The organism is Methanosarcina sp. MSH10X1, from assembly GCF_004099695.1.
Taxonomy (GTDB): Archaea; Halobacteriota; Methanosarcinia; order Methanosarcinales; family Methanosarcinaceae; genus Methanosarcina.
The window spans coordinates 43,345-58,713 of the sequence record NZ_SCHL01000017.1; the positions used below are offsets into that span (position 1 = coordinate 43,345).

The following is a 15,369-nucleotide window of genomic DNA, read 5'->3' on the forward strand; positions in this document are numbered from 1 at the left end:
TTTTAAGTCTTTAAAGACTATCCAAGATTCTGGCTGGTTTCTATATTGTTTCGTGACTTATAAAGGCATAATTGCAGCGAAATCCGGAAAAGAAGTGCAAAAATATTCCTTTCTGGTTTTAAACAATAATCGCCTTAATTGTCGCTTCTGTAGCTGATTTCTCGGGGACGGCTGGGTCCGGCGAATCGGCTGGTTTCATTATCCCGGCCAGTTTCCTGATTCTGGTCAGTTACGTGGCTCAGATTGGTTTCGTTATTCTGTCCAGCTTGAGGTTCCTGATCAGCTTCGAGCTTCGGACTGGTTGTGCGTTCCTGGCTGATTGCCCTGTCTACCTGCCCGTCAGGATAGCCTTCATCATAGCCGTGTACGTAGCCGTCGTTGTAGACACGGTTTTCTGCCAGGCCGGCTTTGACATTATAATTTTCGCCCTCGAAAGCAGCCTGGTAACTGGCTCGATAGCCGTCTTCGCAGCCCTGCTGGTAGCCTGGAGGTTTCACACCGCAAAAGCCTGCTACCAGGACTGTCAGGGCTATTATGAAAAAGATAGCTAGCAGAACAGTGAACATCTTTTTTAATCTGTCAAATGGCCGCTGGCTCTCTAAACTCTCGAACAGTCTAAGTAAGTTTTTATATGTTTGGCTTACCAATTAACTTCCCCTCAGCAGATTCTTACTAATTAAATACTCTCATATTTTCAGCAGATAATTCTTGTATTACTGGTATTGTCGTAGCTACTGGTATTGTTTTAATTCTAAGATTTTTGTAACTGGTGGCAAGTTCTCTTCACACCATGTGCAGATTATTTATGCACTATTTCAGGGGTTTTGTTTGTCCTGTGTTACTTCTTAAAGTGTATATTTCTTTTGATTTAATCTTACGAGGAGATGCCTGTTCCCGGCGTAAATTCCATTTATTCACGGAATCTGTCAAATACCTTTATCCTGCAGGATGCAAAGGGAATTTGAGAGGAGTATCTACTGTATAGAAGAGTATCTACTGTATATTACATGCGTTCTATTCCAAAAATTTTAATTCCCGAAAAGTAAAGAATAAGCAAAACTTTCAGTTTCAGACGAAAAGATATTATGTAAGTACAGCAGGACTGTATGCCAGTATGGCAGGCTTCTATATCAGTAAAAGGGAGGCTTCTATATCAGTAAAAGGGAGGCTTCTATATCAGTAAAAGGGAGGCTTGTGTCGGTTCAGCAGACCCAGGGAGGAAGATATGAGATACAGTACTATCCTTTTTGATTTTGACTATACGCTTGCCGATGCGACGAAAGGTATTGTATCAAGTTTCAACTACGCCTTCAGCAGGCTGGATCTTCCCGAATGTAACCCTGAAAGCATAAAAAAGACCGTCGGATTACCGCTCGATAAAGCATTTATCCAGCTGACAAACAGCAGAAATGAGGCTTTGACAAACCGTTTTCTGAGCTTGTTCCGGGAGAAAGCTAATAAGGTAATGTCCAGAGACACTGTGCTGTATGCCGATACGGTAAATACATTAAGGTATCTGAAAAGGAGCGGGATTAATACAGGTATCGTAACCACAAAACATCATTTCAGGATAGTTGAGACCTTAAACCTGCATGGTGCCCTGGACTTAATAGACATTATTGTTGGGGGGGAAGATGTGAAAGTACCAAAGCCGTCCCCTGAAGGATTACTGCTTGCAATTGACAGCCTTAAAGAAGAACGGAGTAATGTTCTATACATTGGAGATAGTCTGATAGATGCTAAAACCGCATTGGCAGCAAATGTCGATTTTGCAGCAGTGACCACAGGAACGACAGAAAAAGCCGAGTTTTTTCAATGTCCATGTGTAAAAATAATAAAGAATTTGTCGGAACTTTTGAACGAATAAAACCGAATTTTCTTTTAACATTCCTCCCTTAAATTTGCTTTTTGAGAATCTATCCATTGAAGCCAGTTCTTCTAATGCCTTTTTCTTTACGGAACATAATTGTTAAGGGTAGAAACCTTATTGCTCTGACTGTAATTTAACTTAATGAAATCTAACTTAATGAAATCCTGACGACGATTGCTACCGGAAAAGCAAAGAAAGCTACAGTTTCAATCCGGAAACGCCGAACATAATTTGAAACCCTTAGATAAAATTCTGTAACAAATATATAGATTCAAGTGGTTTTTATAAAAGTAGCTATTATAAAATAGCAGTTTAAACTTATTCTTATAGAGGTTACTCTGCATTTTAAGGGTTAAATTAGCTAGTTATGAAAACATTTATAGAAAAATGACAGGGGAACTTCATAGGGTTGTGGGGTGGTATCATGAAAGCTGTTGTTTACAAAGGACCGAATAAGGTTGCTGTAGAAGATGTAGACGATCCGGAGATAGAACATCCTGGAGATGCTATAATCAGGCTCACTTCCAGTGGAATATGTGGAAGTGACCTTCATATGTATGAGGGAAGAACAGTTGTAAAGCCGGGAAGAGTGCTTGGACATGAGCCTTTAGGGGTTATAGAGAAAGTTGGAGATGCCGTAACCTCTTTTAAGAAAGGAGATCGAGTAGTCGTCACCTTCAATGTTGCCTGCGGGCACTGCATGAACTGTGTCCGGGGCTTTCCCAGTGCTTGCCTGACCGTAAATCCCGAGATGGCTGGCGGAGCTTTCGGTTATGCCAAGATGGGCCCATATAAAGGCGCACAGGCTGAACTGCTTCGAGTACCTTTTGCGGATTTTAACTGTACCAAACTTCCGGGATCGCCTGGAGACCAATGGGAGGACGATTTTCTCCTGCTGTCTGATGTCTTTCCCACCGGCTTCTTCGCTACCATGCTGGCGATGGTAATGCCGGGATTACCCGTAGCAGTCTTTGGTGCGGGCCCGGTAGGTTTGCTTTCGGCTTACTCGGCTATCCTGCAGGGCGCAGGTCAGGTCTTTGTGGTTGATTATATCCCGGACAGACTGGAACTGGCAAGGAGTATAGGTGCTATACCCATTGATTTTACCATAAGCGATCCGGTAGCCCAGATCGAAGCATTAAGGTCTCAGTATTCTGCTGTAGATACGCTGCTGCCTGGAGATAAGAAAATTCAGGAAGTCGTATCAGATGTACAAAACCTGGCTGGACGTGCAGGCGTTCCTATTGACATTACAAGGAGTGACCCCGTAGCCATGATTCAGTTGATGAGGGCTATGAACCCGGCAATCGTGCAGTCACTCCTGCCGGGTGAGGAGAAAATGAAGGGCGTTATGTCCGGCATAGACGCTGTCGGCTATCAGGCAAGAGACAGGAATAATCCCTCAAAAGAAAACCCGACCCAGGTGATAAGCGACCTGGTAAGGTTAGTCAACCCAACAGGACATCTCGGAATCATAGGGGTCTTCACGGCGGATGACCCCGGCGGCTCCGATGAGCACGCTAAGAAGGGAGAATACATTCTTCCCTTTGGACAGTTGTGGGAAAAAGGGTTAACCGTGGGGACCGGCCAGACACCAGTGAAAAAAGTCATTTTGATGCTCAGGGATATGATAATTGCAGGTGCGGCAAAGCCGGGTTTCATAGTAAGTCACAGAATCTCCATTGAAGACGCTCCTGCTGCCTATAAAGAGTTCTCTCAACGTGCGGATGGCTATACAAAGGTAATAATAGAATTTGAAAAATGAAGAACTTACAAGCTTAATTAACTATCAGGGGAACCTGATACTTTTTTTATTTCAATTCTCACAAATAATAAATATAGTATGATATTATTTGATAATTCTATGTGTTAATTCCATGATGAGTTTTGAATAACGATTTTTCTTTGTGCTTAATAATCTGTCTGGAACGGAACAGATGAGACAAGAGCGAGCAAAATAAATATATTAGTGAAGTTACAACTTATTGATTATATTATGCCAGTTGAAAACTCGAATGAGATTGTGTGCCCAAACCCCAAATGTGAATATTATCTCAGGGCGGAAGGGAAAGCTATCATAAAGCGGGGAAAGTATAAGACAGGACACCAGAGGTACTACTGTAAACATTGTGGGAAATTCTTTATGGATACTATTGGTACCGCCGTTTATCGCAAACATCTGCCCGGAGATGAGATAAAGCTGATATATCGGCTTTTTCTTGAAAAAAACGGGATTCGGAGCATTGAAAGGATAACAGGGCATCACAGGGATACGATAAGCCATCTTATCAAAGATACGGTAAGGAACCAGAAAACGGAAGAATACCTGGTAAAACAGATCGGGCTGACTGCCAGTGAATGTGACAAATTATGGGCACTTCTGGAAAAGAAGAGAGAAACATCCCGAAAGCCATCCGAGTAAGATAGCATCAGGCTTACTTTCCGGGTATGAGCGACCGATGCACGGTAGCCAAAAGTATATACCCCTCTAAAAAAAGAATGTCCTGGGAGAGAGAAATTAAAAATATGCAATAAAATGGGTATTGCATAGAGGGACACTCATCTGATTCAAGAAAAACCCTGTAAAGGGGATATTTACCCGGGAGTTATCCGGGGACATTTAACGAGATAAATGAATTCATACTTAAGTAAACTCTTTTTATACTGTGTTACTGGTTAAAAATATTTAAAGCTATTCCCTCGTCAGACTTAATATAATTTTTCTGACTTTTGATCTGGAGAATTCGAGAAGTCGGTCCGGATAATTTGTTAAATAATACGAGTTTTCAGTCTCGATTTGCAGGCATCTTCCGGATTTTACAGTTTTAGTAAGTTGCATAAGTATTTTATAGCGGGTCATATAATGAACTTATGCACATTGTAAAAAATATCCACCCTTATACGCGGTTTAAAAATTATATCCATTCATACAGGATTTTATGCTGATATCTTGCAGAGGGCTGGAGATCCCTAGTGCGTCGATTAGGAAAATCTAATTCCTTACCAGAAGAAAGGAGCCAGAAACATGAATAAGAGTATAGCATTGAAAGCAGTATCTCAGTTTTTAAGTATACTGATTTGCCTGGTACTGATACCGGCGGCATTTGCTCAGCCCGAGGAGCTTAGCGGAAGTATAATTTATGAAGACGAAATTCCTGAGGCTGGATTAGATAACGGGAATTATACAGTACACTTAATAGACCCGACCTATTATTCCGCATTTCTCCTGCCGGGGGAAAGTGAAACTTTTGATGTCAGTTTCAGGAACGAAGGTAGTGAAATACTGAATATAGCTCCTAAAGTCGTGGCTGTACCTTACGGTTATGATAATGTGAATGAGAGCTGGATTACAATTTCCCCGGCAAACACAACAGTAAGCCCTGGCAAAGAACAGGATTTTGCCATTGAAGTAACCGTTCCTGCAGATGCGGAAAGCGGGGAATATCAGGCTCAGATAGCTTTTACAGATGATATTTATCCTGTGTACGACGACCCTGTATATGATCAAGAATATACCGATGCCCAGTATGTTAATACAATGTATCTCGGAATTTCAGTGCCGGTCCGTCCGAAACTTGAGCTTCAGGCAGATTACATTTCTGATATCATTGAGCCTGGAAGGGAATATGTATACGCTATAAAAATCAAAAATGTGGCAGAGAAGGATATCAATATCGATCCGGAAGTAATAAGTCCTGACCTGTATGACTATTCAGCTGACGAGCCTGCTTTCAGTAACGATGCAATAGAAATCACTGCACCTTCAACTATAAAAGCCGGTGAGATCACAAATATGACCATTCTGGTGCCTGTCCCTGAAAATGCAAGCGGAAGTTATAACGGGTTCATAGAATTTAATGCTGACGGAGAAGAGTATGACGGATCAGTCCCGGAAATAAGCCTGAGCTTTGCGGTTAATAAACAGCCTTATGCTCCTTACGTAAAAACCTTTAACACTTCAACCACTGACCCTATAAAGATTGAAGTTTCCACCGTAACTAACGACCCTGACGTATCGCGTATCTTACCCCAGAAGGAAATGCCAGCTTTTGAGATGAACTTGAAATGCAATTCAAGCCCTGTTAATCTGACCCTTGTAAAGACTATTGAGAGCGGCACTGTATACTCTACGGGATATAATTTCCCGATCTGGATAGTGGAAGACTCAAGCTATAACAGCTACAGTAGGCAGTACCTCGAAACTTATAAAGCATCCGGGGCAATCGGAGCCTGGGAGCTTACAATTCTTCCGAAAAACACAAATAATTTCGACTACTCAATAACCGTAGAGGACTCCGAGAAAAAACTGAAATAAACGTCAATATCAGAGAAATATAAGTAACTGACAGATCTGGTTTTCAACTATTCCAGAATCTGTCTCTACTCTTTAATTTTTAGATTTATTTTACTAATGTGATTCTATTTCTTTTAATGTTATAATTCGAATTCCTATTTCACTACAATTTTATTCTTTTTTGCTGTCACAATGTCACAATTTCACTTCTTTAATGGTTATCTGAAAGATTCGATTTTTCATAAAAAATATGAGCTATGCGGTATATGTTAGATAGAAAGGCATCTGCAATACGTGGAAAGTTATCATATAACGTACAGGTTATCATACAACGTATAGAATAGATTGGAGGGGGTTTAGCTTGAAATTCGAACGCATTAAATCGGAAGGCCTGGCTCACCTTTCTTATTTCATTGGCTCGAAAAATGAAGCAATAGTCATCGACCCGCGCAGGGACTGTCAGGTATATGCCGATCTTGCCAGAAAAGAGGGCATGAGTATAAAACATATCTTTGAAACCCACAGAAACGAAGATTACGTAATCGGTTCCCTGGAACTGGAGAAGCTTACGGGCGCAGAGATTTATCACGGCCGGGGTGTGGATTTCGAATATGGAAACTATTTGAGTGAGGGTGATGAATTCGATTTTGGCTCTATGAGACTGGCTGCTTTACATACGCCTGGCCATACTGACGAGAGCATGTCCTATACCCTGACTGACCTTGATACGGGAAAAGAACCGGTAATGGTTTTTACAGGAGATGCCCTGTTTATAGGGGACGCAGGAAGAACCGATCTCTATGGACCTGAGGAAGCTCCGAGGCTGGCAGCAAACCTTTATGACAGTATTTTTAATAAAATCCTTCCACTCGGGGACTGGGTCATACTGTGCCCTGCGCATGGTGCAGGCTCGGTCTGCGGGGGAGCTATCGCAAAGCGGGACTACAGCACCCTCGGACTTGAACGTATCCAGAATCCTCTTCTGCAGAAAACGGATAGGGAAGAGTTTATCAAATTCAAACTGGAAGAAAAGCTTGAGTTACCTCCTTACTTCAGGAAAATGGAGCAATATAACAGGCAGGGTCCCCCTCTGCTACAGGGTCTGCCAATTCCGAAGCAGCTATCACCCGGAGCTTTCAGAGCAGAAATGGAAAAAGGGGCAGTAGTCGTGGATATGCGCATGCCTCACTCTTTTGCCGGGGTGCATATAAAAGGTAGCTACAGCATCTGGCTCGGAGGAATAGCTTCATTTGCAGGATGGATGCTCCCTTATGATAAGCCCATACTTCTTGTGCTGGAAGAAAAGGAACAGCTTGAAACTGCGGTAAGGTATCTGGTTCGCCTGGGTTATGACAATATAGCGGGTTTCTTAAATGGGGGAATTGCAGCCTGGTACATGAAAGCCTTGCCAGTAGACGGGTATAGTTTCGTATCCGTCCATGACCTGAAACATAAACTGGAGAAGCAAGAGAAGATGACACTTCTGGACGTGAGAAAGGAAAAGGAATGGAAAGAAGGGCACATTCAAGGAGCTGAACATGTATATGTTGGCGAGCTTGAAGAAAATCTGGATAAAGTGCCTAAGGAGTCTCCGGTAGTTGTTTATTGCGATAGTTCCCGGCGTTCCAGCATAGCAGCTTCAATTCTGAAAAAGCATGGCTATAAGAACGTATACAACGTGCTTGGCAGCATGACAGCATGGAAAAATGCCGGATATGCCGTAGTAAAGTAACTTTAATTTTTACTTTATTTATACTAAGAAAAGGAGATTAGAAATCTTTATATTCTCTCTCTTTTTTTAATTTACCATGGTTTTACATGTTCCTCGCATTCTTCTTCCAAAGGACAACTGGGAAAAATGGGCAGTAATTGCCTGTGATCAGCATACTCAGGATCTGGAATACTGGAAAAGAATTGAAAAATTTATTGGAGATGCCCCTTCCACTTTTAAACTTATTTATCCTGAAATATATCTTCCTTTAGATGAAAATAGAGTGAATAAGATCCATAAAACTCTAAGTGACTACAAAGAAATTCTTGTTGACCACGGTTCATGCTTTATTCTTGTGAAGCGTTCGGTCTCAGGCGGGGAAAGAACCGGACTTGTGGTTGCAGTCGACCTGGAAAAATATCAGTTCAACGGATCAGATTCATTTATCAGACCAACGGAAGGTACTATTAGAGCAAGGCTTCCTGCAAGAGTCAGAATAAGGGAAAATGCGGAACTGGAACTCTCGCATATCCTGGTATTATATGACGATCCGGATTTCATGGTTATTCCCGGTAACCCGGATGATCTTGTTTGTGAAGATAATCAGGTCTATGATTTTGACCTGATGGAAAACGGCGGCCATATCACAGGTTACAGAATCAGTGACGGAAAGATCATTAAAGAAATCTCGGATAAAATCCTTAACCTGGGAACCCTTCTTGTCGGCGATGGAAACCATAGTCTTGCTGCCGCAAAGAGTTTCTGGGAAAAAATTAAAGGGACGGTAAATGCCGACCATCCTGCACGGTATGCCATGGTCGAACTTGTAAACATTCACGACCCGGGACTTTCCTTTGAGCCGATTCACAGGGTTGTAAGCGGAATTGACCCTGGGGAACTGCTCAGGAAATTCGATGCAAGGATCGAGAAAGTTCAGTCCTGCCCCTCAAACATGGATTTTCAAGCTATGGGACACTCAATCGGCTTTATCACAAAGGATAGCTGCGGTATTATGGTTTTTGAGAATCCTGCGCACGAGCTTGAGGTCGAAACCCTTGATGAGATTATTGATAATTATTCAATCGAATATGAACATGATCCTGAAGTCGTAGAAAAACTCGGAAGGGAACAGGGAAATACAGGTTTCTTCCTTCCCCCGCTAAAGAAAAGCGAATTCTTCTCTCTTATAAAAAAGAAAGGAGTCCTCCCGAGAAAATCATTTTCCCTTGGGAAGGAAAACGAGAAAAGATATTACATTGAGGTCAGAAAGATTACTCCATAAGGCTTCCTACCCCGAAACATCTTGCAGTTTTTCATTTCTTTCTTCTCCCTCTCTTTTTTCCTTCCTTCTCCTGCCTCGCTTTTACTTCCTTCCCCCTATTTTTTTCCTTTCTTCTCCCTCTCTCTTTTCTCTTTCTCATTTTTTTCCTTTCTTTTCCCTATTTTTTCCTTTCTTTTGCTATCTCTTTCTTTTTTCCTTTCTTTTCCTTTCTTCCCCCTATTTTTTCCTTTCTTTTGCTATCTCTTTCTTTTTTTCCTTTCTTATCCCTATATTTTTTTCCTTTCTTTTCCTTCCTTCCCCCTATTTTTTCCTTTCTTTTGCTATCTCTTTCTTTTTTTCCTTTCTTGTCCCTATCTTTTTTTTCTCTTTCTTCTCCTGCCTCGCTTATCTTTTTTATTTTTCTAATTCACCATTCCTTGAACTTTTCATTTTTCAGGTGAGATAAATACTCATTTTTGTGAATCCCGGATTTGAACAATTATCATTTCATTCTGCTAATTGCTTTCTATTGCTTTAGTCCGCACTCAATGAGCTTTAATTGTGATAAGCAGGAAGGACTTGGAATACTTACATGCAATCTTAAAAAGGACGATTTCAATTATAAAGAGTAAATTTATGAAAAGGCGACTTACTTCGACAGTCAAATTATAAATACCTTCAATCTAATAATTGATTTATTAATTAAATAATCAATGGGGGAGTTAAACATACCGGATTTGATAGGACTTGCTGTGGTCTTTCTAATATTAGCATTGATCGCATATATTCTGGGTGCACGGGGGATTGCTGGCTTCTCAATGGAGATTGCAAAGTGGCTCGTTATAATCTTTATTATACTTGCAATCATATCGTTGTTCTTATGACGAGAGCTCTATGATGTGAGCGCTGGTTCAGAATACTTTATGCAGGTCGGGGTGATAAATAATATATTGGAGTCAATACATTAAAATTCAGAACCAGTTTAATTTTTCCTTACATTTTTGCCTGACAACTATTCATCAGGCTAGTTGAAAAATAATGTATTTAGTTTTCTTTTCATTTGAGGTAGAATTACTGCTAACCGATGCCATCAAAAAACCGATGCCATAAAACTTACTTTTATATTTTAAATAGAGAGCTTTATATATCTGGCAGGTTTTATGGGGTTTCAGAATTTCCTGTAACAGGTAATCCTGCAAAACTTTAAAAACTTGAGTTCGATATTGAAGCCCGATTTTCTAAGTTAGTCTTTGAACCGGTCTTTATAACATGATTAACTTAAACTTAAACTCATTAGTTCTAATTGAATCATTTAATAGCTGATAGTAGCTGACGATCAAAGTATCGTTTACGATCTAGATTTATAGAGCTAGTCCAATATAATTTGTACCAATATATTTATATTACTTTATATGAATTCCCGGATAACTAATCGAAGTACCATCCATACTTTGCATGTACCGGGGAATCAAATTGAACAGGTTAATCATTTTATTGGCAACTTTTCTTTTCTTAATACTAAGCTCGGGTATTGGAAATGCGGCTGAGATCCATGTCCAGCCGGAAGATTCAATACAAACCGCAGTGGATAATGCAATCTCAGGGGATGCGATTCTCTTAAAACCCGGAATTTATACAGAGAACGTAAAAATAAGTAAGGATAACCTTACAATAATTTCGGAATCCGGGAATCCTGAGGATACGGTAATTATGTCCAGAAACTCAAGCGATCATGTAATTACTCTGCAGGCTGATAACGTCAAAGTAAGCGGGCTTGGGATTACAGGAGCTATAGACAGTTATGCAGGAATCTATCTCTCTGAATGTAATAACTGCATCCTTGAGCAAAACAAAATCCTGAATAATGGGTATGGAGCTTATCTCCTGCTTTCAAAAGGCAATACACTTTCAGGCAATGTTATTTCTTCAAATGGCGTTTATGGGCTTTTTGTTTGCCCCAGGAGCGACAATAATCTGGTTTTTAATAACTATTTCAATAACTCTGTAAATGCAGAGATCAAAAATGGAATCGGAAATGCCTACAATATTGTGAAGGCTGAAGGCTTAAATATTGTAGGGGGTTCCCACCTTGGAGGCAATTTCTGGGCAGAACCTGATGGTACAGGGTTTTCAGAAACTGCAGTCGATGCGGATGAAGATGGAATTGCAGATTCTGCATACAGGCTCACAAACAGCATCTATTCGGATGAGTTGCCCCTCGTCCCGGCAGGAGAGCCGCAGCAGCCTGCGCTTTTGGCATCAGATTTTGAGATTGACAGTACCAGCGAAAGCAGCATCCGCAGCATCAACGAAGGTGAGAACGATGGAAGTACGGAAGTATCCCCTGAACCTGCAAGCAATGTAGAGAGTAAAGAAATTTCGGAGGCCTTTATTACAAACGACAAAGAGGTGAAGTTTGACTTCGAAAAGAACGAGACCTGCATTGCTTATCTGACTTTTGGTTCAAAAAAGACCGTGGGTAAGATAACCGCCACAGTCGAGGAGTTAAAAGCAAAGTCCTCACTTGTTTCAGTGCCGGTTTCAGGTGAGGTCTACAAGTATTTTAATATCGGGATTGGAAACGGAGGATATGCGACTTTAGATAATATGGATAACCCGGTTGTGTGTTTCAGGGTTGAAAAGGCCTGGATAGAGGATAAAAATATCAATGAGGCTTCTATCACCCTCAGCAGGTTTAATGCCGGGAGATGGGAACAGCTGCCAGCAAACCTTTCCGGAGAAGATGACAGCTTCCTCTATTTCACAGCACAAATCCCGGAACTCTCATTCTTTGCAATAACCGGTGAGAGTAAGATTGGAGAAGTTTCGGCTAAGGACCTGGAGTCTGAACAACAGCCTTATTCGCAGTCCGGTCCGGGAGCGAAGATCTTTAGAGGAGAAAATCCTGGCGCGATAAATAATACAAATGTTGAGATCGCACTTGAGAAAAAAGCAACTGCACCAGGATTTGAGACTGTTTATTTAATTGTTTCAATGCTTGTCCTGTTCCTGTACAGAAAAATGAAGCCGGAAAATTAAGGTGAACCTCAAATGAAGGTTTAAAACCTTCAGTTCTATTTTTTAAGGATTATTAATTGGAAAATTTGAGAGTATGGGGTATTTCTGTTACTTTTGACATACAAATCATTTTATTTATGGTTTATTAATGAAAAAATATTTATATAAAATTATTATTATAATAACTCATGCGGGAAGTAATACGGGATTTTCGGGAAAAAGATAATTGCGTAATTAAAAATAATTGCGTAATTAATAACGGTCTTTAAAAAGTTCCGTTTCTATTAATCTTTACTTCGGAAATAGCTTCTCTAGCCTGCCTGCACGCTAATATATTTGCAATAACTCCTTTAAATCAGGTTTATACCTGACCGAATAAAAGAAATCAGAATTATCCGGAAAAGGCAAGCCGATTTTTCAGGTTAGATTCAAGCCACTTAAAGGCTTTTTTCCTGAATTAGGAACTTCTAATTGCCTTGGATTGTTTGAGGTCAATAACTGCAAAAGTCAGGACCTGGCATCCAGCCAGAGCTATGGCAGGAGACATATCAAATCAATTTTCCCTCAGGCAGTTATCTTGCCTCATAATGATAAGTACAGGATGATTCCAAAAAGCTTTTATACTTAGTCGGGCAGGTACATCATAGAAATCTTGGGGGAAGCCTAAAAGGAGTTTAATAAGTGGGGTTTCTTCAAGTTTCAAAGAAATAACAATCCAGAGTTTGCTTCGCCATCAATGAGATGGCTAAATGATTACGAGGGCTTCTTGAGTTAAAAAGGCTCAATGCAATTCGTAAGAAGATTTACTGGTGCAAAAACAGATTCCCAGCTTCGAAGAGCAGGCAGGAAGCCTGACGAATTCGTAAGCAAATCACAATTACACTTAAGGCGGGTATACCCAGACCTGCCTTACATAACCCAACCCTGAATCTTACCCAGGATTCACCCTGAAATTCACAGAGATCCTGCCTGGGATCCAACTAACCCAACCCAACCTGCGATCCAATAGGGGTCCTCCCGGATTCAACCCAAAATCCAGCTCGAAGCGTCGGCACCCAACCGAGGATTAACCCAAAATCCATATTCGAGCCATTTCGGGACCCAGCCAGGATTCAACCCATGATCCAACCTGGCAATTGACCCCGGGATCCAATCAAAGACTACCTACGATCCAACCCAAGGTCGAAAGAAATCATGCAGCTTATCAAGAAACCCTACATAGACCTTGTCTTGAAAGCTCATAACGGGGCAGCCAGACAAGCAGTTGAGCAAAAAGAAAGATCCGACAAACTTAAAATTCACAGCTGTTTGAAGGAATTTGAAACAGCAAATTTTGAAACCCTGAACCCTAAAATGAGATTTTTAATCCCATCCAGTACCAGTACCCTATCTGGTAATACCTGCAAGGTTGAAGAGCAAGACCTGGCTTTCCTGCAAACTGCAAAGAAAAGCTATCCGGGATTTAACCTGCAGTTGACTGAGAACCGTTTACAGACTGTCAGTGGTCAGGCAACAGAAGCTTGCTCCTGCCCGTTGACCCCGGAAGTCGGGAACTAGCCGCAATAAAACGGAGTTAACATGTCAGTTAACGACTCGGTCAACCGGATAGTTGCGGGTTCCGGCATAATACTCGCAGGAACCTTCATCGGAATGCTTCTCGACATCATTACTAAAAAGGTACTTACATCACATCTCACACCAGCCGATTTCGGTACATACTCCCTTGCACTTACCGTTATCTCGATTACAGGTGCATTTGCGACCCTGGGACTCAACGAAGGCGTGCCAAGGTATATTGCGTTCTTCAGGGGAAGGCACGAAGAACAAAAGGTACATGAATTAATAATTTCAGCCATGCTTATGGGCTTGCTTGCAGGTTTGCTTGCAATTCTTGTCTCGCCTTCCCTGTTCCGTAGTCTGGCTGGAAATGGCTTTGATGCAGATGGCCATATCCTGTCCGTTGTGAAGATCCTGATCTTTGCAGTTCCGTTCACAATACTCCTGAACCTGACAGTAGCAATCTACAGAGGATTCGACCGCACGAATGTTAACATGTATTTCTATAACATTATAAGGCCGGTATCCATGCTAGGGTTTGCTTTAGGTTCCGTGTTTATCGGAGCTTCCCTGAAAGGAATCGTCTTCGCGGACTTGCTTTCAATGGTCTTTACCTTCAGTATAATGGCAGTTTACTTCATAAAGAAGCCACCATTTAAGCAGGAATGGAAAATTAAATTCAGCGAGCCTACAAAGCAGCTGATAAGGTACTCATTCCCGCTTTTAATAACCGCAACCATACTCAATCTCATGAGCTGGATAGACACAATAATGCTCGGCTACTTCAAGCCGGCTGAAGTCGTTGGGGTTTACAATGCAGTATACCCTCTTGTAGGGTTTCTGTCCCTGGTAATTGCTTCCATGGGCTTTGTGTATGTCCCTGTAACAGCCAAGCTCTGGGGTCAGAACAATACCGCACCTCTCGGCTCAATTTATGCGGTAATGACCAAATGGTGCTTCCTGCTCACATTCCCTCTCTTTGCACTGATCTTCGTATACCCTGAGTACTTCATTACGAAGCTCTACGGAGCGGAATATGTAAGCGGCGCCACAGCCCTGAGGATCCTTGCCCTGGGGTTCATAACAAACTCATACTTCGGGTTTAACTACCACACCCTGTTAGCCTCCGGGGATTCAGACTTCCTGATGAAGTGCTCGGTAGCAAGTGCAGGCATTAATGCCGTCATCAACTTCATGCTTATACCTGAGTATGGCATGGTGGGTGCAGCAATAGGAACTGCAGTATCGTATGCATCAATCGAAGTCCTTATGACTTTAAGGGCCTGGAGGAAGCAGAACATGCATCCGTTCACCTCAATGTACAGGAAATTGACCTGCATCGTTGTCCTGATGGTCGGAGTCATGCTCGCAGCTAAAAACGTACATCTGCTTACCGGAGCAACCTGGGAATACGCAGTCTTCATAGCAGGGTATTTCACGATTGTTCACAGGGCAAAAGTACTGGATAACACTGAAATTGAGATGCTGGGCGAGATCCGGAAGGCTATCAGAGTCAACATTAGCCCCCGTATCCCCGAAATGGTCAGAACCCTTGCAGCCGTAATCTGATCCCGGCGCAGGAAAAGCCGGCATCCTTCTTATCGAAGGTTCCGGCAACTCTTTTTTACATTTATTGCAATTTTAAATAAAAAATCCCA

General features: G+C 41.6%; 11 protein-coding genes. 10 read left to right on the forward strand and 1 reads right to left on the reverse strand.

The genetic code is table 11. The features are described 5' to 3' along the window. Positions 1-134 precede the first annotated feature (134 nt). Positions 135-566: a hypothetical protein gene (locus EQO05_RS12015; RefSeq protein WP_128506839.1), complete on the reverse strand. Its 432-nt coding sequence runs from the start codon at positions 564-566 to the stop codon at positions 135-137. Between the two features lie 659 nt (positions 567-1,225). Here EQO05_RS12015 and EQO05_RS12020 point away from each other — a divergent pair. The 10 genes from EQO05_RS12020 to EQO05_RS12070 all read left to right on the forward strand — a co-directional run bounded on the left by EQO05_RS12020 (position 1,226) and on the right by EQO05_RS12070 (position 15,280). Continuing rightward, a complete protein-coding gene (locus tag EQO05_RS12020; RefSeq protein ID WP_128506841.1) occupies positions 1,226-1,867 on the forward strand; it encodes an HAD family hydrolase in 642 nt (213 codons plus the stop codon). A 427-nt stretch (positions 1,868-2,294) separates the two neighbouring features. Then, the gene (locus tag EQO05_RS12025) at positions 2,295-3,635 is read left to right on the forward strand and encodes a glutathione-independent formaldehyde dehydrogenase (protein WP_128506843.1); all 1,341 of its coding nucleotides are present in this window, start codon (positions 2,295-2,297) and stop codon (positions 3,633-3,635) included. Positions 3,636-3,866: 231 nt separating this feature from the next. Continuing rightward, the gene (locus tag EQO05_RS12030; protein WP_128506845.1) at positions 3,867-4,292 is read left to right on the forward strand and encodes an IS1 family transposase; all 426 of its coding nucleotides are present in this window, start codon (positions 3,867-3,869) and stop codon (positions 4,290-4,292) included. A gap of 603 nt (positions 4,293-4,895) precedes the next feature. Next, a complete protein-coding gene (locus EQO05_RS12035) occupies positions 4,896-6,185 on the forward strand; it encodes a hypothetical protein (RefSeq protein ID WP_128506847.1) in 1,290 nt (429 codons plus the stop codon). A 340-nt stretch (positions 6,186-6,525) separates the two neighbouring features. Continuing rightward, the gene (locus EQO05_RS12040) at positions 6,526-7,896 is read left to right on the forward strand and encodes a rhodanese-like domain-containing protein (RefSeq protein WP_128506849.1); all 1,371 of its coding nucleotides are present in this window, start codon (positions 6,526-6,528) and stop codon (positions 7,894-7,896) included. Between the two features lie 76 nt (positions 7,897-7,972). Then, positions 7,973-9,157: a DUF1015 domain-containing protein gene (locus tag EQO05_RS12045; RefSeq protein ID WP_128506851.1), complete on the forward strand. Its 1,185-nt coding sequence runs from the start codon at positions 7,973-7,975 to the stop codon at positions 9,155-9,157. Positions 9,158-9,849: 692 nt separating this feature from the next. Next, positions 9,850-10,020: a DUF1328 domain-containing protein gene (locus EQO05_RS12055; protein WP_240664632.1), complete on the forward strand. Its 171-nt coding sequence runs from the start codon at positions 9,850-9,852 to the stop codon at positions 10,018-10,020. Between the two features lie 589 nt (positions 10,021-10,609). After that, entirely contained in the window at positions 10,610-12,175 is a 1,566-nt protein-coding gene (locus EQO05_RS15605) for a PGF-pre-PGF domain-containing protein (protein ID WP_164888545.1), read from the forward strand. A gap of 1,173 nt (positions 12,176-13,348) precedes the next feature. Beyond that, entirely contained in the window at positions 13,349-13,711 is a 363-nt protein-coding gene (locus EQO05_RS12065; RefSeq protein WP_128506853.1) for a hypothetical protein, read from the forward strand. 21 nt (positions 13,712-13,732) lie between these two features. After that, positions 13,733-15,280 carry a flippase gene (locus EQO05_RS12070; protein WP_128506855.1) on the forward strand — a complete coding sequence of 516 codons (1,548 nt, stop codon included), beginning with the start codon at positions 13,733-13,735 and terminating at the stop codon, positions 15,278-15,280. Positions 15,281-15,369: the final 89 nt, after the last annotated feature.

What these genes read in the sequence shown, in the direction of transcription:
- EQO05_RS12015 (WP_128506839.1), bottom strand. Translation starts at nt 566, where the DNA reads ATGTTCACTGTTCTGCTAGCTATCTTTTTCATAATAGCCCTGACAGTC.
- EQO05_RS12020 (WP_128506841.1), top strand. Translation starts at nt 1,226, where the DNA reads ATGAGATACAGTACTATCCTTTTTGATTTTGACTATACGCTTGCCGAT.
- EQO05_RS12025 (WP_128506843.1), top strand. Translation starts at nt 2,295, where the DNA reads ATGAAAGCTGTTGTTTACAAAGGACCGAATAAGGTTGCTGTAGAAGAT.
- EQO05_RS12030 (WP_128506845.1), top strand. Translation starts at nt 3,867, where the DNA reads ATGCCAGTTGAAAACTCGAATGAGATTGTGTGCCCAAACCCCAAATGT.
- EQO05_RS12035 (WP_128506847.1), top strand. Translation starts at nt 4,896, where the DNA reads ATGAATAAGAGTATAGCATTGAAAGCAGTATCTCAGTTTTTAAGTATA.
- EQO05_RS12045 (WP_128506851.1), top strand. Translation starts at nt 7,973, where the DNA reads ATGGTTTTACATGTTCCTCGCATTCTTCTTCCAAAGGACAACTGGGAA.
- EQO05_RS12055 (WP_240664632.1), top strand. Translation starts at nt 9,850, where the DNA reads ATGGGGGAGTTAAACATACCGGATTTGATAGGACTTGCTGTGGTCTTT.
- EQO05_RS12065 (WP_128506853.1), top strand. Translation starts at nt 13,349, where the DNA reads ATGCAGCTTATCAAGAAACCCTACATAGACCTTGTCTTGAAAGCTCAT.
- EQO05_RS12070 (WP_128506855.1), top strand. Translation starts at nt 13,733, where the DNA reads ATGTCAGTTAACGACTCGGTCAACCGGATAGTTGCGGGTTCCGGCATA.